This is a genomic window from Sporosarcina sp. SG10008, assembly GCF_044569405.1.
Classification (GTDB): domain Bacteria; phylum Bacillota; class Bacilli; order Bacillales_A; family Planococcaceae; genus Sporosarcina; species Sporosarcina psychrophila.
The window spans coordinates 608,006-629,056 of sequence record NZ_CP172607.1 but is presented as its reverse complement, the minus strand read 5'-3'; the positions used below and the strand labels follow the sequence as shown (position 1 = coordinate 629,056).

Annotated in this window: 15 protein-coding genes and 2 pseudogenes; 8 read left to right on the top strand and 9 right to left on the bottom strand. The window is 41.1% G+C overall.

Annotation, left to right across the window (positions count from 1 at the left end; translation table 11 throughout):
* Window positions 1–67 precede the first annotated feature (67 nt).
* Window positions 68–778 carry a polysaccharide deacetylase family protein gene (locus ACGLYD_RS03190; RefSeq protein ID WP_399633094.1) on the top strand — a complete coding sequence of 237 codons (711 nt, stop codon included), beginning with the start codon at window positions 68–70 and terminating at the stop codon, window positions 776–778.
* 162 nt (window positions 779–940) lie between these two features.
* On the opposite strand, the pseudogene ACGLYD_RS03185 reads toward ACGLYD_RS03190, so the two are convergent.
* From ACGLYD_RS03185 to ACGLYD_RS03170, 4 genes and pseudogenes are all read right to left on the bottom strand, one after another.
* A pseudogene (locus tag ACGLYD_RS03185) lies at window positions 941–2,299 on the bottom strand (transposase).
* A gap of 144 nt (window positions 2,300–2,443) precedes the next feature.
* Window positions 2,444–3,456: pseudogene (locus ACGLYD_RS03180) on the bottom strand (IS630 family transposase).
* Window positions 3,457–3,563: 107 nt separating this feature from the next.
* Complete coding sequence (locus ACGLYD_RS03175) at window positions 3,564–4,256, bottom strand: response regulator transcription factor (protein WP_399631305.1); 693 nt, start codon at window positions 4,254–4,256, stop codon at window positions 3,564–3,566.
* Entirely contained in the window at window positions 4,249–6,960 is a 2,712-nt protein-coding gene (locus ACGLYD_RS03170) for a DUF4118 domain-containing protein (RefSeq protein WP_399631302.1), read from the bottom strand. The genes ACGLYD_RS03175 and ACGLYD_RS03170 overlap by 8 nt, the downstream gene beginning before the upstream one ends.
* Window positions 6,961–7,225: 265 nt before the next feature.
* Between ACGLYD_RS03170 and ACGLYD_RS03165 the strand changes: the two genes are divergently transcribed.
* From ACGLYD_RS03165 to ACGLYD_RS03145, 5 genes are all read left to right on the top strand, one after another.
* Window positions 7,226–7,300 carry a potassium-transporting ATPase subunit F gene (locus ACGLYD_RS03165; protein ID WP_399633091.1) on the top strand — a complete coding sequence of 25 codons (75 nt, stop codon included), beginning with the start codon at window positions 7,226–7,228 and terminating at the stop codon, window positions 7,298–7,300.
* Window positions 7,301–7,326: 26 nt separating this feature from the next.
* Entirely contained in the window at window positions 7,327–9,021 is a 1,695-nt protein-coding gene (gene kdpA, locus ACGLYD_RS03160) for a potassium-transporting ATPase subunit KdpA (protein WP_399631299.1), read from the top strand.
* Window positions 9,022–9,036: 15 nt separating this feature from the next.
* Window positions 9,037–11,103 carry a potassium-transporting ATPase subunit KdpB gene (kdpB, locus tag ACGLYD_RS03155; RefSeq protein ID WP_399631296.1) on the top strand — a complete coding sequence of 689 codons (2,067 nt, stop codon included), beginning with the start codon at window positions 9,037–9,039 and terminating at the stop codon, window positions 11,101–11,103.
* Window positions 11,104–11,116: 13 nt separating this feature from the next.
* A complete protein-coding gene (kdpC, locus tag ACGLYD_RS03150; protein ID WP_399631294.1) occupies window positions 11,117–11,755 on the top strand; it encodes a K(+)-transporting ATPase subunit C in 639 nt (212 codons plus the stop codon).
* Window positions 11,756–12,435: 680 nt separating this feature from the next.
* Window positions 12,436–13,152: a 3-ketoacyl-ACP reductase gene (locus tag ACGLYD_RS03145; RefSeq protein ID WP_340765670.1), complete on the top strand. Its 717-nt coding sequence runs from the start codon at window positions 12,436–12,438 to the stop codon at window positions 13,150–13,152.
* Between the two features lie 68 nt (window positions 13,153–13,220).
* On the opposite strand, the gene ACGLYD_RS03140 is transcribed toward ACGLYD_RS03145, so the two are convergent.
* The 5 genes from ACGLYD_RS03140 to ACGLYD_RS03120 all read right to left on the bottom strand — a co-directional run bounded on the left by ACGLYD_RS03140 (window position 13,221) and on the right by ACGLYD_RS03120 (window position 19,220).
* Window positions 13,221–14,519 carry a hemolysin family protein gene (locus ACGLYD_RS03140; RefSeq protein WP_399631290.1) on the bottom strand — a complete coding sequence of 433 codons (1,299 nt, stop codon included), beginning with the start codon at window positions 14,517–14,519 and terminating at the stop codon, window positions 13,221–13,223.
* A 69-nt stretch (window positions 14,520–14,588) separates the two neighbouring features.
* Window positions 14,589–14,912: a MerR family transcriptional regulator gene (locus ACGLYD_RS03135; protein ID WP_399633089.1), complete on the bottom strand. Its 324-nt coding sequence runs from the start codon at window positions 14,910–14,912 to the stop codon at window positions 14,589–14,591.
* Window positions 14,913–15,418: 506 nt separating this feature from the next.
* Window positions 15,419–17,425 carry a penicillin-binding transpeptidase domain-containing protein gene (locus tag ACGLYD_RS03130; RefSeq protein WP_399631287.1) on the bottom strand — a complete coding sequence of 669 codons (2,007 nt, stop codon included), beginning with the start codon at window positions 17,423–17,425 and terminating at the stop codon, window positions 15,419–15,421.
* A 355-nt stretch (window positions 17,426–17,780) separates the two neighbouring features.
* On the bottom strand, window positions 17,781–18,332 hold the full coding sequence (locus tag ACGLYD_RS03125; RefSeq protein WP_399631285.1) for a DUF420 domain-containing protein: 552 nt from the start codon (window positions 18,330–18,332) through the stop codon (window positions 17,781–17,783).
* A 105-nt stretch (window positions 18,333–18,437) separates the two neighbouring features.
* The gene (locus ACGLYD_RS03120) at window positions 18,438–19,220 is read right to left on the bottom strand and encodes an ABC transporter ATP-binding protein (RefSeq protein WP_399631282.1); all 783 of its coding nucleotides are present in this window, start codon (window positions 19,218–19,220) and stop codon (window positions 18,438–18,440) included.
* A 155-nt stretch (window positions 19,221–19,375) separates the two neighbouring features.
* On the opposite strand from ACGLYD_RS03120, the gene ACGLYD_RS03115 reads away from it, so the two are divergent.
* Entirely contained in the window at window positions 19,376–20,281 is a 906-nt protein-coding gene (locus tag ACGLYD_RS03115; protein WP_187047018.1) for an AEC family transporter, read from the top strand.
* Window positions 20,282–20,398: 117 nt separating this feature from the next.
* Entirely contained in the window at window positions 20,399–20,830 is a 432-nt protein-coding gene (locus tag ACGLYD_RS03110; RefSeq protein ID WP_187047017.1) for a YusW family protein, read from the top strand.
* Window positions 20,831–21,051 lie beyond the last annotated feature (221 nt).

The window sequence follows — 21,051 nt, the reverse complement described above, 5'->3', positions numbered from 1 at the left end:
AAAATAGCAAGGCAAGGAGGGATAATGCGTGAAGCATTGGGGATTAAAAATAGGTATTGTTAGTGTTATGTTTTTTTCAATTGCTTATGTTTCTTTTGCAACAGAGAAAGATAGGCCTTATTACGAGGATAAAGGGTATGTGCTGTGGGATATCAAAACAACAGAGAAAGTCATTGCTCTTACATTTGACGATGGTCCACACGCTACTTATACACCACAAATTTTAGATGTGCTTGACAAATATGATGCGAAGGCTACATTTTTTGTTATTGGTGAGCATGCAAAAAAGTTTCCAGCTATTATCCTCAGAGAAAAAGATGAAGGCCATGAAATAGCTAATCATACGTATACCCATCCTTATTCAAAAACAGTTGAAGTACTAGAAAATGAATTAATAAAAACGAATGAGGTCATTTATGACATTATCGGTACTTATCCAACGTTATATCGGCCCGTAGGTGGAAGTTATAATGATCGTATTATTAATATTGCTGTAGAAAATGGGTTTAAGGTGGTTATGTGGTCATGGCATCAAGATACAAAGGATTGGCAAAGACCAGGGGTAAATAAAATTGTAACAACCGTATTATCAGGTGCTAAACCAGGTGATGTCGTTTTATTTCACGATGCTGGCGGTGATCGCTCCCAAACCGTGCAAGCACTCGAAGAAATTCTACCTGCACTTAAGAAGCAGGGATATGAATTTGTCACGATATCTGAACTTTGGAATAGTAATGGTAGTCAAGTATCAAATCAAAAAGATGATTTATTGAAATGATGAGCCATAAAATCTATCTACGGAGCGCATAATGATGAGTTCAAATTTCCCATTGGAAGTATAAAAGAGCTATATGAGCCAATTTCATAATTGACGTTTTTAAAAATATGTGGGATAGCCCCTTGATATTTTCAAGGTTTTTCAAACTGAATGCTGATATATTTAAGCCACCTGGAAGAACTGTCTCTTGAATTTCATTCTGATTCGATCCGTGACTACTTTCGAGGCATTGTAAACAAGCGTCACCAACTGGAAATGGAGTCTCGCTTTCTTTCCGGTTCGATGACGAACATTATTAAGACCGAAGTACTCCATTAAATATGCATTGACACGTTCGACAGCTGTATGTTCTTTGTACAGTTCAGTCCATTTTTTTGACCCTCTCGCTGGGAAAGTATACTTCCGGATATCCAGAAGCTTCCTGGTTTTATACGTCTTTTGATAAAGTGAATCGTGTTGTAATGGGCAAGTTGCACATTCTTTTGGGCGGGTATATTTTTTAGCGTGCTGTATGTCGTATCAAAACTGTCGTAATGATAGGAATGTTCTAGGACGCATGTTGGCGCGAAGTGGATATCGTATCCAATTACTTCTCCTTCACCGCGAGGATTATAAGGAATGATGGCTTGTAAGTTTTGACTTATTGCTTGCTGATAACCCCCTTTAAAATCATAACCTGCATCGAAAAGGATAGCGTGAAATTAGGTTGGAAGGTCCTGTTCAATCTTTTTTAATAAGGAAATTGCTGCTTTTCCATCGCTCAGATTACCCGATGTCATCAGTCCCGCAAGAATATATTGACTCTTTGTGCTGACAGCTAAGTGGGCTTTGTAACCGAACCATGAAAAGTTTTTCCCATCACTGTTTTTCTTAATTCCCCATTTTGGATCAATCGGAGCCTCAGTATATAGCGTTTCCACAGATTCGAATAGTTGATGAATAATTTCTTTTTCATAAATCGGACGTGCTGCTTCTTTAGCTTCTTTATCCGCTAACCAGTGTTCACGTTCTGCTTTCGGTTTACGCCCCAACTTTTTAGGTGCAGGTTTTTCTTTCTTTTCCGATGGCCAAGCGCGATCTCGCGCTTCAAAATGAGTTGCGTCAATTGCGATGTTTTCCTCAGTAATATATCCTTCATCAATCGCAAGCAGAAGGAGTTCATCATGCACGCGTGCCATCGCATCTGATTTACTAATCAGTCCAATCATTCGTGAATAAGATACTTCGGATGGGACTGTATCGCAATGAAGAAAGCCACAGTCATATCGAAAAAAAGGATCATTTCCAAGACGTTTCACAAGGTCCTTCACCGTTGGAATTCGCTCCACCGCACGAGCAATTAACGAATATGCCATGGCCTATAATTTAATTCTCTCGGCGCACCTACACTTGTGTTTTTTCCAACAAAGTCCAGACAGATTCAAGATTTATCGTTGAAAAAATGGCGTTAAAACGATGGGTAGGTTCCATGTCATAAAGTTCATGCATGTTAAACAGGCTATGTTGTCGTACAATGGGGATCTCTCCAGTCTGTAATGTTTGTTGTGGTGACTACATTATTCAGGATTTGGGGAGGTCCTCTATTTTTTTGTCTAGAAAGCCTTGGTACGTATGGGCTGAGAATTATGAAATTAACTCATATATGTTGAACATAAGAATCCTGCTTTAAAATCTTACACAAAGACGGTCAATGACCTCGTCGTGTCATTTGTAACATCAAGAATAAATTCTCTTACTTTCAAAGTGATCTTTTGAACGTTAGGGAAAAAGATGTTATTAATAACAGACTCTTTCAGCCATTTTCATAAGCCTTCAATCAAGTTAAGTTGTGGGCTGTAGGGAAGTAGAAAAACGAGTTCAAGTCTGTCTACGTTTTCTTCTAAAAATTCTTGCAGATGCTTGGCGTGATGAATGCGTGCATTGTCCAGAATCATAACGATTTTACCGGAAGGATAATGCGCTAGAACTTTAGCTAGAAATTCCTTAAAGACGACTACGTAATACTTTTCTTCTTCGATGCAAAAGATTTCACCTGTTTCATAATCCAATGTTCCAATCAGCTTGACACTTTGTGTTGGCCGTACATTGGGATAATCCGTTGCTTTGCCTTTTAGGAACCAGGTCCGTTGAATCACCTGATAATCATGGATCATCGACTCATCTTCGAAAAGGATATGATTAATATCTTCGTCTACAAGCTCTTTTTAGTGCGGGAAATGTTTCTTCAACAAACACTTTCTGTTTTTCGGGATTTGCCTTTCCAGTGTATAGGTCGGACGTGTATAGCTATGACCTAGCTGCTCTAAAACACGGGATATTCCATGCAAAGAGTGAGAGATCCCCCATTTTCCTTCAACAAATTCAACAATAAGCGCAAGTGTCTAACTGTATCTGGCTGTAAACCATACATTAGTTGGGACTTGAGTCGACACAGTTTCTAAGAGAATGTCATTTGGGTCCTTGGATAATTTAGGAGATTTACCAATAGAATGGCCGAGTGCAAGTCCTTCAAGACCACTTTCTTTATAAGTAGAAACATAAATGCTGATTATTTCAGGGATTCAGTCAATAATTCGAGCAATTTCTTTCATTTTATACCCGGATAAATAAAGATAGATAGCTTGAGAACGTTCGAAATGACGCCGGCCTTTACACATCGCATCGCTTTTTTTCTTCATCAATTTGATTATGAGCAACCATAATCAATCATTCCTTTCGGGGATTTATTATATCTATCCCCGTTTAGGAAGTCTGGGAATCTTTAATTCAACTTATATAATTAGGATTAGTACCGCAACATCCGATACCCAACGCGCACATGCGTCTGGATATATTTTGGAGTCGCGGGGTTGTCTTCAATTTTCTTGCGTAGCGTCGCCATAAATACACGCAGGCTTGGCACGTCGGATTGCAACACATGGTTCCATACTTCCTTCAAGAGAAAATTATGCGTCAATACTTTGCCGACATGTTTGGATAATACTACCAACAACTTATATTCAATCGGTGTCAAATGTACTTCCTGCCCACGCACAAAAACGGTATTCGCTAAATAATCGATTCGTAAATCGCCGTTCTCGAACACGGGTTGTTCTTTATCCAAATTGCGATCGCTCGAAATCCGCCTAAACGCTACGCGAATGCGTGCCAGTAGCTCATCGACGCTGAACGGCTTCGTTACGTAATCATCGGCTCCGGCATCGAGTGCGTATATTTTATCATTATCCTCGCCACGTGCACTCACGACGATAATCGGAGTTTGCGACCAGCTGCGCACTTTATGGATAACGTCAATGCCATCCATATCCGGTAGTCCAAGATCTAGAATAATTACAGCAGGTTGCATCGATAGAACTCTTTGCAACGCGGTTTTACCATCTGACGCAATTTCATAATCATAATTCTGCATAGTCAATGTCATTTTGATCAAGTTTGCGATAGCTACATCATCTTCAACTACTAAAATTCGATTATTCACAGACATTGATATCTCCTTTTTTAAGCATAAAACCAAAAATGGTGCCTGATGGGTCATTGTCTGCCACTGTTAGTTCGCTACCATGTACTTTTAAGATTGTCTGACACAATGCTAAGCCAAGTCCGAGACCCCGTCGGCTGTCACTGCGGTGAATTTTACCCGTCGTAAACGGTTCGAAAAGTCGGACTTTTAGCTTGTCATCAATGCCAGGACCGTTATCCATGATGCGGATATGCACGTAACTACCTGCTTCCTGCGCAGTTAGGCTAATCTCACTGCCTGCCGGTGTGTATGTCAGCGCATTATCGATAATATTAATAATCACTTGAATGATGAGCCGCGCATCCATCATTGCGAATAACAACTCCGGCTCGACATGGCAAGAAATTCTATGCGTATTGTCATTGCGCACCACATGTAAAAGTGCTTCCTGCATAATATCTCCCACAATTTCTAGTTGTATTTCAATCGCAAGTTGCCCATCATCCAGCCTCGATACAGCGAGCAGATTTTCCACCATTTGCACGAGCCATTTCGAGTTGCTGTAAATATCGCGATATAGCTGGATTTTTTGTGTGTCGTTAAGTTGTTCTGAGCCCATCAACAATATATCAGCATTACCTGAAATGCTTGTCAGCGGTGTCCTTAAATCATGTGAAATTGCACGCAAAAGATTTGCTCTCATCTGCTCAAGCTCCGCCTCTCGAGTGACTTCCTCATTCGATTTCTGCAAATACCATTTATCAAGTGCAAATGAAAAATCGTTCATGATGGCGTGCAAAATATGACGTTCAAAAGCCGGCAATGGTGCTTCTTTTGTCAGTGCGATACCGATAACCCCCTTCACATTGCCGCCCGAGATGAATGGTAAATAGTACCCGTTCGCTTCAGGGAAGGTATCTGTTGACACGCCTGCCACATGCTTATTATTTGCAACCCATGTTACCACGCCGCGCTCGTTCGCATTGTCAAACAGTGCTGCGAGCTCTTTGTTTTCCGAATTAATTAGGGCATTTGACGGGGAAAATACAGAACTCACAATTAGTTCATTCGCGATTTCAAAAAATTCGACAGGCTTTTCAACTAGCTTGACAATTTGTGACATACCCTCATTAATGATTTCCTCAAGCGACTTCGCATGCTGCAATTTCCGATTCGTTTCAAGTAATACTTCCGTTCGATATGACTTACGAACTGCTCCAATTGCCTGCGCCTTCACTTTCCGCGTCAGACTACTTGTGATGAACCCGGAAACAAACATGATTAAAAACGTCATCGCGTAGTCTCGGTGATACGCTTCGAACGTAAATCGTGGTTCGGTGAATAAAAAGTTGAACAACAGTACCGCCACTAGCGAACTAATCATGCTTACCACCCAGCTGGTTGACCACATGGCAAGTACCAACACGCCTAAAATATAAATGGTGATGATATTCGCTTCACTTACACCGACCGTTGAAAAAAACAGCCCGATTGCCGATGCCAAGCCAAACACGACTGACATTTTTAACAAGTCATTCCAATTAAACTTTAAGTGTGGTCTTACACGAGGGAAGCGCATCGGTTCGTTTTGTTGATCTGCTACAATATGCATCGACAAATTCGGCACGTAGTCATTAATTCGGTCTGCGATTTTGGGATTTGGCAGCCACCACTGCTTTGTCGCCGCGGATCTCCCAATAACGAGACTTGTCACACCGCTCATCCTCGCATAATTGGCAAGCGCCGCTGCCACATCGTCCTCCTGCACAGTGACTACATGGCCACCGAGCTGCTCCGTCAGTTTAATATGCTGTTGCAGCCGTTCGGACTGAGCTTCGTCGCCATTATTCATATCATCTCTTTGTACATAAAGTGCCGTGAATTTGCCATGCAGAGCGTGTGCCAATCGCGCTGCCGAACGTATAACTTTTGCGTTCGTCGGCGAACCACTGATACCCACCAATACATGATCTTCCACCTGCGCGTTGTTGCACCGCGAATCGCTCTCATGCGCCGTTTGATGATAAATCGTGTCTGCTGTGCGTCGTAGCGCGATTTCTCGGAGCGCCACCAGATTCGATTTTCGGAAAAAATGGTCCATTGCGTTTTCAATCTGTGCCGGTCTATAAATTTTACCTTCTATTAAACGTTGAATTAAATCATCCGGTTCAATATCGACAAGCTTGATTTGCGATGCATTGTCGATCAAATAATCCGGAATGCGCTCGCGTACGTTCACACCAGTAATCTCTTCAACCAAATCGTGGAGACTTTCAATATGCTGAATATTGACGGTCGAATAGACATGGATTCCTTTCGCTAGCAATTCTTCAACATCGCCAAATCGCTTTAAATGGCGCATCATCGGTACATTTGTATGCGCCAGCTCATCAATCAGCACAATCGCGGGCTTTCGTTCAAGAACCGCGTCGATATCAAGTTCTTCAAAGGTCTTTCCTTTATAAGCTATATTTTTGGGCGGTACTATTTCAAGCCCATTAAGTAAGGCTGCTGTTTCTGGTCGGGCATGTGGTTCGACATAACCGACGACCACATCCATACCGAGCTTTTTTGCTCTGTGAGCGGCGTCTAGCATGGCATATGTTTTACCTACTCCCGCAGCATATCCGAGAAATAGTTTTAGCTTGCCTAGCCCTACCTCCATTTCCTGTTGTTTAATCTTCGCTAAAATTGCTTCCGGACTCGGACGTAAGTCTTCCATTAGTCTTCACCTCTCTTTTATTATAGCGCCAACTACCATTAAGGCAGTATTAAGATTGATATCTTAATACTGCCTTAATACAATTCGTTTTTCTCTAACACTACGTTAATTTGAAAACGATTATGATGGAAATAGCTAATAGATGGAAAGGGTGATAGATGTGATGGATGTTTATATGGTTAGTTTACTAATCATAAGTTTTGCTAGTATTTATGGCTTGACGGTCTGGTGTTACAAGCAAGTAAACAACTAGGGAGGAATTTTGATGTGGATAGTAATAGGCATTGTGAGTGCGTTGTTTGTTTATTTAGGTCATGCATTGCTTTATCCAGAAAAATAGTAATTAGCCAATAGGAGGTAACGGATATGTGGCAAATCGCCTTAGTACTATCAGTATATTTACCGCTTGTCATTGGTATAGGTCATTATTTGTATCACGTGACGATGCAGAAAAAAACATGGCTTGATCCGGTAATGGACCGAATTGATAATGTCATCTACAAATTTGCGGGTGTCAAGCGGGTTGATATGACTGGCAAACAATATGTGCTGGCGCTCATTCTTTCAAATGCCATTATGGTATTCATCGGCTACGTTATATTGCGTATTCAGTCGGTACTATCTTTCAACCCGAATGATATTGGTAATATGGAAGCGACGTTGTCATTCAATACGATTGTTTCTTTTATAACTAATACGAATCTGCAGCATTACAGCGGTGAATCAGGGTTAAGTTACTTGGCTCAGATGCTTGTCATCACGTTCATGATGTTTACATCTGCGGCGACCGGTTACGCGGCCTGCATGGCATTTTGCCGTCGCTTAGTGGCGAAAACAGATACACTCGGCAATTTCTTTGTGGACCTTGTACGCGTGACAACACGTATATTACTTCCTCTTTCCTTTATCGTAGCAATGATTTTAGTATTCGAAGGAACACCGCAAACTTTTAACGCGAACGAAACTATACAGACAATAGAAGGCAAGATGCAGGATATAGCACTTGGGCCTGTTGCGTCGCTCGAATCAATCAAACACGTCGGCACAAACGGAGGCGGTTATTACGGCGCCAACTCAACAACCCCGTTTGAAAATCCAACTGTGATTTCAAACATTGTTGAAATACTATCCATGATGCTGTTGCCTGGCGCATGTGTTGTGGCATTCGGCTTGATGGTTGCATCCCGGGGTAAGAAAGTACTATTCGGTAAACAAGGGATGGTCATCTTTGCAGCAATGGGTATTCTGTTCTTTATCGGCTTGGTCACTTGTTACATGGCTGAACGTGCGGGTAACCCGGTTATAGACTCACTCGGCATCACGCAGGATCTTGGCAGTATGGAAGGGAAGGAAATGCGCTTTGGTGTTGCGCAATCTGCTTTGTTCACAGTTGTGACGACGGCCTTCACGACCGGAACCGTCAATAATATGCATGATACCTTAACGCCGCTTGGTGGTATGGTGGCGATGTTTAACATGATGCTAAACGTTGTCTTCGGCGGCAAGGGAGTCGGTTTGATGAACATGATGATGTATGTCATGCTGACAATTTTCATTGCCTGTTTGATGATCGGACGCACCCCGCAGTTTTTAGGTAAGAAAATTGAAGAAAAAGAAATGAAATTAATCGCGCTTTGTATTTTAATCCACCCAGCAATCATTTTGATTTTCTCCGCAATTGCTGTTACGACCGTCGCGGGAATCGCGGGAATCACAAATCCGGGTGCGCATGGCTTATCGCAAGTTCTATATGAATATGCCTCTTCCTCGGCGAATAATGGTTCCGGTTTTGAAGGGTTAGCCGATAATTCGACATTTTGGAACGTGACGACGGGTCTTGCGATGTTCTTTGGCCGCTATTTAACGATTATTATTCAACTGACCATTGCATCACTACTTGCTACTAAATTATGGCACAGTGAAACGGTGGGGACATTGAAAACAGACAACGCAATGTTCACATTCATGCTTGTCGCAATTGTACTGATGATTGGTGCATTGACATTCCTACCCGCTTTAGCACTTGGTCCAATTACAGAACACTTACAAATACGTTCTTGACGAGGAGAGACAACAATGGAAACTGCATCAAAAAAGAGTTTTATCACGCGTGATATTATAAAAAGCTCTTTAATAGGGGCCTTTAAGAAATTAAATCCAGTCTATATGATAAAAAACCCTGTGATGTTCGTAGTTGAAATTGGGTTCATATTTGTACTCGTGTTAACTTTTTTCCCGAATATGTTGGACGATGGTGGAGATAGACATGCGCGTCTCTATAATGCGATAGTCGCTTCGATTTTACTCGTCACGATCCTATTCGCAAACTTTGCCGAAGCCATAGCGGAAGGTCGTGGAAAAGCTCAAGTGCAGACACTTAAGAAAACAAAAACCAGCACAGAGGCGCGTTTGTTGCTTGCTGACGGCACGCAGGTCATGAAACATGCCGAAGAACTTAAAAAGGGCGATATTGTGTTAATTCGGGCTGGTGAAATCATCCCGAATGATGGCGAAGTGATTGAAGGGATTGCAACTGTCGATGAATCGGCAATCACCGGTGAATCGGCCCCGGTAGTGAAAGAGCGCGGTGGTGACTTTTCATCGGTTACAGGCGGTACCACTGTGACAAGTGATTGGCTAAAAATTGAAATCACCTCTTTACCAGGTGAATCATTCTTAGATAAAATGATTGTCCTTATTGAAGGATCGAGCCGTAAAAAAACACCGAATGAAATTGCATTAAACACCTTATTAGTCAGTTTAACGATTATTTTTTTACTAGTTGTCGTGACGCTATATCCAATGACTACCTATCTAAATGTTGATATTCCTATAGCGACGCTAATTGCGTTAATAGTCTGTTTAATCCCGACGACAATCGGTGGGTTGTTATCAGCAATTGGTATTGCCGGTATGGACCGCGTGACACAGTTCAACGTTATCGCTATGTCAGGAAAAGCTGTCGAAGCGTGTGGCGATGTCGATACATTGATTTTGGATAAAACCGGAACCATCACCTATGGGAACCGTCAGGCATCAGAATTTTCGCCGGTACAAGGCGTTGATAGTAAAACACTGATACGTGCTGCATGGTTGAGTTCATTAACAGACGACACGCCTGAAGGGAAATCGATTTTATCACTTGCGCGAACACTAAACGTCGATGATACCGATGAAAAAACGATTACCGAGACGAGCGATCATATTTCATTTACAGCTCAGACACGCATGAGTGGGCTAGATATGAAAAACGGACCAAAAATTCGAAAAGGCGCGTATGATTCGATGAAAAATAGAAGCATCGCTTCCGGCCAAGTTATCCCACAAGACTTGGAGGGTCTTGTGAATCGAGTTTCATCACTTGGCGGTACACCGTTAGTCGTGACGGAAAATGATAAAATACTTGGCGTCATTTATCTAAAGGATGTCGTGAAATCTGGCTTAAAAGAACGATTTGAACAGCTGCGTGCAATGGGCATTAAAACGATTATGTGTACAGGCGACAACCCGCTTACAGCTGCAACAATCGCAAAAGAAGCCGGTGTTGACAGCTTTGTCGCTGAAAGCAAACCAGAAGATAAAATTAATTTAATCAAAGTAGAGCAGGCATTAGGGAAAATTGTAGCGATGACTGGTGACGGTACGAATGATGCACCAGCACTTGCTCAGGCAAACGTCGGATTGGCAATGAACTCCGGGACAAACGCGGCGAAGGAAGCCGCGAATATGGTCGACTTGGACTCGAACCCAACGAAAATCATTGAAGTTGTAGAAATTGGGAAGCAATTGCTGATGACAAGGGGTGCATTAACGACATTCAGTATCGCAAACGACGTGGCGAAATATTTCGCAGTCATTCCGGCGATGCTAATGGTGGCAGTCCCTGAGATGGGCGCACTGAACGTCATGCAGTTGAACTCGCCGACGAGTGCGATAATTTCAGCTTTACTATTTAACGCGATCATCATCCCGTTACTAATACCAATCGCACTAAAAGGTGTTCACTATAAACCGATGAGCACTGAGAAATTATTAAACAGAAACTTGCTACATTTCGGGCTTGGTGGTGTCATCGCACCCTTTATAGGTATAAAGTTGCTCGATTTAATGACAGGGCCTATTTTAAGTATGATAGGTCTATAGGAGGAAGAGTACTATGAGAGGGTTTTTCGAATACACCAAACAAGCACTGTTGGTCACGTTTTCGTTACTCGTTTTATGCGGCTTAATCTATCCATTTGCAGTCACTGGGGTAGCTCAAGCTTTATTCAATAACCAGGCAAATGGCAGTCTAATCGAAGTGGATGATAAGATTGTCGGTTCTAAAAATTTGGGGCAGGCGTTTACTGACCCTATGTATTTCTCGGGACGCGTATCTGCGGTGAATTACAATGTCTATTCGAAAGAAGATACCGTGCCGAATGCGAACGGCGAAATAGCTTACGGCGGTGTCAGTTCGGGGACATTCAACTACGCACAGTCCAATCCTGAACTAAAAAAACGAATTGAAGCGGATATCGTGAATTTTTTGGATGCTAATCCGGGCGTAAAGCGTGAGCAAATTCCAGCTGACTTGATGAACGCCTCGGGATCGGGTCTTGATCCGCATATCAGCATTGAGGCTGCGGACATCCAAGTGAAACGCGTAGCACAAGCAAGTGGATTGTCTGTAGATGAAGTGAATGCAATTGTCCGAGCAAACACCGAGAGCCGTGTGCTAGGGGTGCTCGGAGAAGATAAAATCAACTTCTTGGGCGCTAACTTAGACATATTCCGGAAAATGAAGGGGGAATGAAGGAGATATATTGAATGATTCCATTGAATAATGCTCCGGCGCTTAGGAGATGCCTTTCGCCCTAAACCAGGTAGCTTCGCCATCGGTCTTAGGGCTTCGGCTACCCCTGTTAGGCGCCTGCGCTGGGCTCAAATACGTAATCTGGGGCCAGTTAATAACACCGGATTCAATAATTCAACATATATAGTTGATACTAATTATAGTCAAAAAATCTGCACTCCAGATTGCAGATTTCACCGCAGATAATGAAAAGCTCTTTCTCACATAGACCACCCAGCGCAGGCGCGTCTTCGTGGTAGCCGGAGCGATAAGACTGAAAGCGGTCTTCTTTCTGGCTTATCGCGGGAGGCATCCACAAAGTGTCGAAGCGGTATTGGCAGGAATTCTAATTGTGCTAAGTATCGGGACTTTTTCAGTGGCCTCCCAAAAGCCCTTGTAAAGCGCATACGCCGTATTCATTTGTTCAACATATATATCAATCATTTTTGTTGTGAAAGCAGTATAAACTTGGATAAAAACCGTTTGTAGGTAACTATTTGCGGTTGGCATCTGCTAGTGATGCCACTTTTTTTCACACCTCAGTTCCTCCAAAACGTTTCTTATAATCGCCGCGGACACTAATTCGCGCTGCATTTGTTATACTGCTCTATGTAGAAACTTTCATAGAGGGAGTGTTATGTATGCAAATCATAAAAGGTAAAAACGCTATAATTACTGGTGCAGGCAGAGGTATCGGCCGCGCGACAGCCATTGCTTTTGCTCAAGAAGGCATCAATGTAGGACTTATCGGAAAAACAGCCGAAAACCTTGAGAAAGTAGCAAAAGAACTTAGCGAATACGGTGTCGAAGTGACGATGGCAACTGCCGATGTGTCGGATAATGAATCAGTCATTGCTGCAGTCGAACATATCAAATCAGAGCTTGGTCCCATCGATATCCTCATTAACAATGCAGGCATCGGTAAATTCGGCAAGTTCCTTGAACTTTCACCAGAAGAATTCAAAAATATAATCGATGTTAACTTGATGGGCGTCTATTACGTCACACGAGCTGTTCTACCAGAAATGATTGAAAGAGAATCAGGCGACATCATTAATATTTCCTCAACTGCCGGTCAAAAAGGAGCACCAGTTACAAGCGCATACAGTGCATCAAAATTCGGTGTTCTCGGACTTACGGAATCGCTTATGCTTGAAGTGAGAAAACATAATATCCGTGTCAGCGCATTGACACCGAGCACAGTCGCTACAGATTTGGCTTTCAGTGAAAACTTGACAGACGGCAACCCGGATAAAGTGATGCAGCCTGAAGATCTTGCTGAAGTAATGGTTGCACAATTGAAACTGCACCCGCGGATCCTAGTTAAATCTGCTGGTTTATGGTCAACTAACCCTTAAGAGAACTTCAACTAAATTTTTTCAAAACAAAAGGACCTTTTTAGGTCCTTTTGTTTTGAATGAATAGTCTATTCGTTTTTCCGGATTTCTATATAGCGTATTTGATGCCCGTCTAGTTCTTTGATTATAAAAAGAAAGCCGTCTTTCTCAATCACTTCGTCTTCTTCAAGTTCGTAATTCTGCGACAAGCACCATCCGCCAATCATATCCACAGTTTCATTTTCCAATGATATTCCAAGTAAATCATTGATTTCTTCTATCAATACTTTACCGCTGACGATATAATGGTCTTCTGCAATTCTTGTGATTTCCGCGATCTCATCTTCATCAAATTCATCGTGTATATCCCCGACAATTTCTTCAAGGATGTCTTCGATTGTTACCATTCCAGCCGTACCGCCATATTCATCGATTACAAGCGATAATTGGGACCGTTCGTTTTGCATTCTTTTTAGAACTTCATCAATGGGCAATGTTTCGATTACCACTGGTATCGGATGCAACAAGTCTTTAATGGAGAATGACTCTAAGGCCGAGCGATCTCCGAGAGTAAAGTATAGCAAATCCTTACTGTTGATAAAGCCTATGATATTATCTATATCCCCCTCGTAAATGGGATAACGTGTATATCTTTCCTCTTGGATTGTATATGCTACTTCATCGAAAGAAACATCCGAAGAGAACGTTACCATTTCAGTCCGTGGCACCATAATCTCTTTTGCAATTCGGTTGTCAAATTCGAACATTTTGTTAACATAGTTCAGTTCGGACTGATTAATTTCTCCGCTTTTAAAACTGTCTGACAAAATGAGCCGTAACTCTTCTTCAGTATGAGCAACTTCGTGTTCCGATGCTGATTTAAAGCCAAATAGACCTATAAGCAAACGAGCTGATCCATTCAACACAAAGATAAAGGGAAACATTAATTTATAGAACCACATTATTGGTTTAGAAAAAAGCAATGTCAATGCTTCTGCTTTTTGGATTGCTATTGTCTTCGGAGCAAGTTCCCCCACTACAACGTGTAGGAAAGTGATGAAGACAAAGGCGATTACAAAGGAAAGTATCTGGGAAACAGATGGATCTACATCGAATTTTTCGAACAGTGGATGTAGCATTGTCTCGACTGTTGGTTCCCCGAGCCAACCAAGCCCTAAAGCAGTAATTGTAATTCCTAATTGGCAGGCAGAGAGATACTCGTCCAAATGAGTGGTGACGTGCTTTGCAGATATCGCACCTTTTCGTCCTTCCGCAACTAGCTGATCAATTTTTGTACTTCTAACTTTCACTAATGCAAATTCTGTTGCTACAAAGAAAGCTGTTAAAGCAATTAGTACTGCGACTAATACTAAATTTAAAATTTCCACTATGTCAACCTTACATTAAGCAAAGCCTCCACCTCCTGAAATGATTGTTTACTACTTTCGCGTGTAAAATTAGACAAGTAATTGTAATAAAGCTTGTATTACTGGCAGAGTATCATGGGTGATGCTCTCCTTAATTGAAGAGTTTTCCCGTTCAGCTCTTTTTAATAAAACCAAAAGTTCCTGAAGATTACTTTTTACTAAGAGTGCTTTCTCCAGCACCAGCTCACTAGTATCCGGAAACGCCAGCTTCTCATTAATTTCTTCAAGTGAGAAACCTTTTTCCTTTAAATGTGAAATCTTATCTAACTGCACAACATCAGAAAGGTCAAAAAGACGATAGCCAGTATCGGAACGTGATGGTTTTAAAAGATTCAAGTTTGTATAATAATCGATTGTCCGTTTAGATACTCCTGCAATGTCGGCTAATTCCCCAATTCTTAGTTTATCCTTCCCAATAGACTCGCCTCCAAACTATCACGTGATACTTTTATTTTACCATTTTCATGAAACAACAAACAAATATTGAACTAACTTTTTTCTACACTTTCAAAAAATTGTTCATAGAAATGTACCAAATCGCGCTCCTAATATAATAGTTAAAATCAAGCTACATCACCTGACAATCTAGAAATCGAGCAAGTCATCACTTTAATCGATAAAATAAGGAATTTTCCAACTATATAGGTTAAATTAAAGAATCCTACCAACAACGCTTGGCGCTAGGGGATGCCTCCCACAATAAATCACTGTCAGCCTTATTGCTTCGGCTACCCCAGTAGATGCCTTCGCTGGAGATTATATAGAATCATTCGTTCAACATATATACTATGAAAAGCATCATTCGCTGTACTTGCGTTTTTTCAGTGAACTAGACACCCAAACCATGCTTGCACAAGCTATTAGTTCCCCATGACTTGTGCAACCCTTTTTACTACATAGCTGCTTCCACCTTTATCTTCTATACTTTCAATCATCATAGCCAAAATATAAGATGTTTCATCTGTTTGATACCCGACGAAGAATCCATTTTCCTTGCCGCCTTTTTCCTGTGATGACTTTAATTCTGTAGTGCCTGTCTTCCCAGAAAGTTTAACAGCAGGGATATTTGCATCTTTAGCAGAACCATTTACCACAACTTCACGTAAGTCTGCCCGAAGGATTGCAGCGTTGTCAGCTGAAATTAGCCCCTCTACCCATACTTCACCTTTTGGTTCATCTTTGAATAAAACCATCTTGAACATCTTTCCGTCATTTAAGATTGGAGCATAACTCGAAGCTAAGTGAGCGATGTTCATTAACATTTGACCTTGTCCATAAGAGGTATCCACAAGTTGTGCTTCTGTCCCGATTGTTCCGTCATTCGATATTTGAGAAGTTCGCAGTGGATAACTAAAGGGAATATCTGCTCCAAAACCGAATCTTTTTAGACCTTCAGTTAGGGTATCTTTCCCCATTTCGAGTGCTTCCTTTGCAAAATAGATATTATCCGAGTAAGCAAGTGCTTTTTTTAAGTCGATTGGATTCGGTGGAGTATAAACTCTTGTGACACCAAAATTGCCCCATGATTCATCTTTTTTCCACCTCTTCCCTTCAATTGTATACCCTTTACTAGGATCAATCGTTCCTGCCTCTAATCCAATTGCCGCTGTAATCGGTTTTATTGCCGACCCAGGAGCATATGTCGCTGCGAATCGATTTAATAGTGGTTGTAAAGGATCATCAGTCAATTCTTGGTAGCGTGATGAACCCACGCCAATCATAAATTCATTTGGATCGAAAGCTGGTGAACTTGTCAACACAAGCATTTCTCCCGTTTTGGGATCCACTGCTGCCGCTGTTCCTACCTCACCATTCATCGCATTAAATGTCCTCTGCTGAAGTTCCGCATCGATTGTTAATGTGACTGAATTACCATCTGTCGCAGTTTTCTCAGCTATCGTAATTCTCTCTGCTTCTTGTTTCGTTTTCTCAATATATATTCGAATCCCGTCCTGACCACGGAGCTGTTCTTCAAGTAGCTGTTCCAGTCCACGTTTACCGATAGAATCGTTTTCTCCATACCCCTGAGCTTTGACTTTCTCTAACTCGTCAGCATTAATACGACTGATATAGCCCGTAAGATGTGAGAGTGACTCGCCATATGGATATTCTCGCATTTCTACTTGTGTATAGGTAACCCCTGGCACTTCAATCATTTTTTCTATAATCATATCTTGGGTTGATGCCACTTTTTTAATAGGAACAAATTGATCTGGCTTGACCCAACTTTGAGTGAGTTGTTTGTTAATAAATTCCGGCGTTACGCTAAGTATTGTTGCGAGTTTTTCTGCATCTCTTTCTTCATTGAACTTTTCTGGTACGATTCCTGCTTCGTAGCCCTTTCCGTTTATAGCCAAAGGCAGTGCATTACGATCAAAGATTTCACCGCGCTTTGAAGAAATAGTAGAAATGCCTACTTTATCTGCCTTCGTTAAATCTGGGAGAATGAAAGATGGATCCCATTCGACAAACCAATTTTCATCTTCACTTGATTTACTATATGTCATAATTACTTTTTTCTCGAACTCCACTGGTCCTGCAACGGTTTCCATTGTTATATGTACAGGAAACTCCGGTTGATCCTCAGGTTTATAGTTCTTATCTTCATCCGACTTAGTAAAAACAACTTTTACATCAGTGATAGTTAAATCTTTATAAAGCTTCGTCGTTCGGTCAATATATTCACTTGAACCAAAAGCATCTTTTGAAGCTTCACTTACATATTCATCATACATTTTTGTAAACTCAGCATCGTTCCATAATTTGATATAAGCCGAAAGCCTATCTTCGGGCGTTTCCTTTTTTGAACATGCTGCGAGAATAGCAATAACGATAAGAAAAATACCGATGTATCTCCATTTTTTCATATGTATGACCTCTTTCATTTGTATTTACACTGAAAAACCATTTGTGAATAATTGGATTTAATTACTTCCCTTAGATTCAAGGCATTACTCAAAACCCTCCTTTTTATCAAAGGCATCCTTCATCATAAAAAGAACGCTCTACTATCAGTACGTTTAATTATACAGAAGGTTCCATTAATTCAAAATAAAAGACCTTTAAATTACACTTTCAAAATTCACTCCCCTGCATTTCAAATCCACTGACTAAATTTCCACATAAAAAAACACCACCAAAAGGCAGTGCTAATTCATGTACTACTATGATGTTAATTTAAGTGTGCTTGTCCATACATTTATACTAATTCCAGCAACTCACTTAATAATAAGGTGAAATCAGTATATACACCAAAACACCTGTAAAGCTGACGTATAACCAAATCGGCATTGTCCATCGCGCAATTTTCTTATGACGCTCATTCTCCATATTCCATGCGCGCGCTACACTCGTCAGTGCAAGCGGGACGATAGCTGCTGCAAGAATAATATGTGTAATTAGAATGAAGTAATAGAATCCGGCCATAAAGCCTTCTCCACCGTAGGGCGTGGATGGTGCTAGATAATGGTAAGAGACATACGTAATTAGGAAGAGAAATGTTGTAACAAAGGCCGCATAGATAAAACGGCGATGAACAGTGATATTCCTTTTAAGAATAGCGATAAGAGCACACACCAGGAATACAAATGTAAAACTGTTGAAAATTGCATTCATCAAAGGCAGGATTGTTAGATCGAATGCATCAAAATCTTTAACTCCTCGCATTCCAGACAAAACGCCAATTGCACCGATGAGTATAACAGAAAGTGCAATAATCCATGGTTTATAATTACGTTTTTCAAACGTTTTTGCAGATTTTTCATTCTTCATCATAAAAATCATTCACTCCATTACTAATTAGATGAAACGCTATCCTATAATTGTATAGCAAGAAGTAAATCAATGCCTTATCAAAGAGTACTTTTTTGTGAACGAATACTAGCTCCTTATTTCCAACCATGGCCTACTTTCCTTCCAATGCACATGGACGGGAATTCCAAATGTGTCACTTAGCAACTCATCGCTAACTACTTGTTCTTTGGGTCCTGCGGCAATGACTTTTCCATCCTTCAGAAGGAGTACATGTGATATCCCTTGGACAAGCTCTTCGATATGGTGGGTTACATAAACGATATGACATTCATCCTTCATAATTCCATCCAGTGATTGGAGGAACCGCTCACGCGAAAGAATATCCAATCCAGAGCATGGTTCGTCCAACACAAGCATTTTAGGCTCACTCATTAACGCACGGGCGATGATGACTTTTCTCTTTTCCCCTTCTGAGAGTAGCCGATAGGGCTTTCCCTTCAAATACGTCAACTGCAGACTCTCGAGTAAAGAATCCGCTTTCTCCCATTCTTCTTTTTTCACTTGCTCATAAATACCGAAACTAGCAAACTTTCCACTTACTACGACTCTTTCAATCTTTTCGTTATTGAAATACTCGGCAAAGCGCTCCAATGAACTACTGACAAAACCTATTTCTTTACGGAGTTCCGGCAAATTGGTCTTCCCAAAAAAATTGCCCAGTACGCTAACCTCGCCAGTTGAAGGGAAATGGAATCCAGACATGATACTAAGTAGGGAAGTTTTCCCTGATCCATTCAAACCAAGTATTCCCCAATGTTCATTTTGATGGACGGACCAATTAATGGCCTGCAAGATTACCTTGTCCCCCTTACTGAATGACACTTCCTTGAATGAAACAATTTCATTCACACTAAAAACCTCCTTTTTTTTACAGCAAAAAGCACCGTGCAGATAATGTAAATCTACTGGACTTCGCTACATTACTTTGTTTGTCTATCATTATAGTTGACTAGTCCAGATTCTGCTATGCTAGTAGCAGGTCAAAACGTTGGAGCTGAACCCTAATGAATTTACTATTAATTATTTTACCAGTATTTATCATCTTCTCAATTGGCTACATAGGACAAAAATTTATAGGCTTTGATATTAAATCAATTTCAACAGCGGCCCTTTATTTAATGTCTCCCTTTTTAGCATTCCGCACGTTTTACACAAATGAGTTGACGATGGACTATTTCTATATTGTGTTATTTAGTTTACTCCTGACAACTATCCTGCTAATTGTTGTATGGATTACGGCAATTAGTATGAAGGCAACACGGTCAGAACTATCAGCAATGATTCTTGGCGGGGTATTTATGAATAGCGGGAACTACGGAGCTCCGGTAGTACTGTTTGCATTCGGAGCAGTCGGATTTGACTATGCCGTTATTATGATGGTATTTCAATCGTTACTAATGAATACCGTCGGCATCTTCTTTGCAGCGATGGGTGGAGAAGAAAAATCTACATTACGCCAGTCCGCACAGCGGGTAATCCGTATGCCACTCATGTATGCCGCCTTTTTAGGAATAGGACTCCAGCTAGTTTCAGTGTCTATTCCAACCGCAGTCATGGAAGCCGTTAGCCTAATTGCCGATGCATCTATTCCGACTGTGATGCTCGTACTCGGTATGCAGCTTGCGGCCATTTCGCGAAAAAGAGTCGCTTACCGCTATGTTTCTGCCGTCAGTATTATCAGAATGGTAGCCTCTCCGTTGATTGCAGTCGGAATTTTGTATTTCATGCCCGTCAATGACCTTCTAAAAGCGGTCGTTATTGTACAAGCATCCATGCCAGCAGCGGCAAATACAACGATGCTTGCATTACAGTTTGGGACAGAACCTGATCTTGTATCGTTTACAACATTTTTCACAACACTAATCAGCATTATCACTATTCCGGTCATACTGTTCTTCTTAGGTGTTTAATACTGACACGTGATTGGAAACAGATTTTTCGTCTCCAACCGTATAACTCCCCCCTACTCCGGTTAGATTGACAGTAGTCTACTTTAGATAAGGCCGGAAAGGATGACCGAGTTGAATATGATGCGTTTAATTTTACGAATCGCGATGATTTCTACACTAATACTGATTGTCGGTTGTAGCAATAAGAACCTAGTAACAGAATCCGATTCACCCAAAGAGCCGCTTGGTGAGACATACGGCTTCACGGCTTTTGATGTAGCAATTGATACAAAAGAAATCAAACAAGCAGTCACCGCCAATTATGATGAAAAACGTGATAAAACAGAGGCAACATACGAAAATCAAATAGAAGACCTCTACTTGCATGGCAATAAAGCCATGGAAAAGCTTAATACAATCTTCGAGGAACTCTCGCTTGAACCAGACATGGATGATGAAGATATCATCAAGCAAGCATCAGAGGCATTCGAAGTGATTGATTATACAACGTTAAAATTGACAGTGAAGTTTAAAGGCCACGATATAAAAAAATTAATGATGTCGAAATAGTCCCTCTGAATAACAGTAACGCCCCTATCAGCAATTGATTGGGGCTTTTTTTGTTGCAATCATTAGCTCTACTTTTTGCGCGTTTACACTTTTTTTAAAAAGAATCCTCAAGACATTCATGATGCATCGAGTTTTTTGCCAAAACATTTTGGGAAAATCAAAGATCTTGATTTCAGCTTACATTAGACAAAGCAGCTATGATTTTTTAAAGTGTAGGGGAT

Bases quoted from the DNA above. Each gene is read 5' to 3' on its own strand.
- ACGLYD_RS03190 (WP_399633094.1), top strand. From the start codon at position 68: ATGTTTTTTTCAATTGCTTATGTTTCTTTTGCAACAGAGAAAGATAGG.
- ACGLYD_RS03170 (WP_399631302.1), bottom strand. From the start codon at position 6,960: ATGGAAGACTTACGTCCGAGTCCGGAAGCAATTTTAGCGAAGATTAAA.
- kdpA (WP_399631299.1), top strand. From the start codon at position 7,327: ATGTGGCAAATCGCCTTAGTACTATCAGTATATTTACCGCTTGTCATT.
- kdpB (WP_399631296.1), top strand. From the start codon at position 9,037: ATGGAAACTGCATCAAAAAAGAGTTTTATCACGCGTGATATTATAAAA.
- kdpC (WP_399631294.1), top strand. From the start codon at position 11,117: ATGAGAGGGTTTTTCGAATACACCAAACAAGCACTGTTGGTCACGTTT.
- ACGLYD_RS03145 (WP_340765670.1), top strand. From the start codon at position 12,436: ATGCAAATCATAAAAGGTAAAAACGCTATAATTACTGGTGCAGGCAGA.
- ACGLYD_RS03130 (WP_399631287.1), bottom strand. From the start codon at position 17,425: ATGAAAAAATGGAGATACATCGGTATTTTTCTTATCGTTATTGCTATT.
- ACGLYD_RS03125 (WP_399631285.1), bottom strand. From the start codon at position 18,332: ATGATGAAGAATGAAAAATCTGCAAAAACGTTTGAAAAACGTAATTAT.
- ACGLYD_RS03115 (WP_187047018.1), top strand. From the start codon at position 19,376: ATGAATTTACTATTAATTATTTTACCAGTATTTATCATCTTCTCAATT.
- ACGLYD_RS03110 (WP_187047017.1), top strand. From the start codon at position 20,399: ATGATGCGTTTAATTTTACGAATCGCGATGATTTCTACACTAATACTG.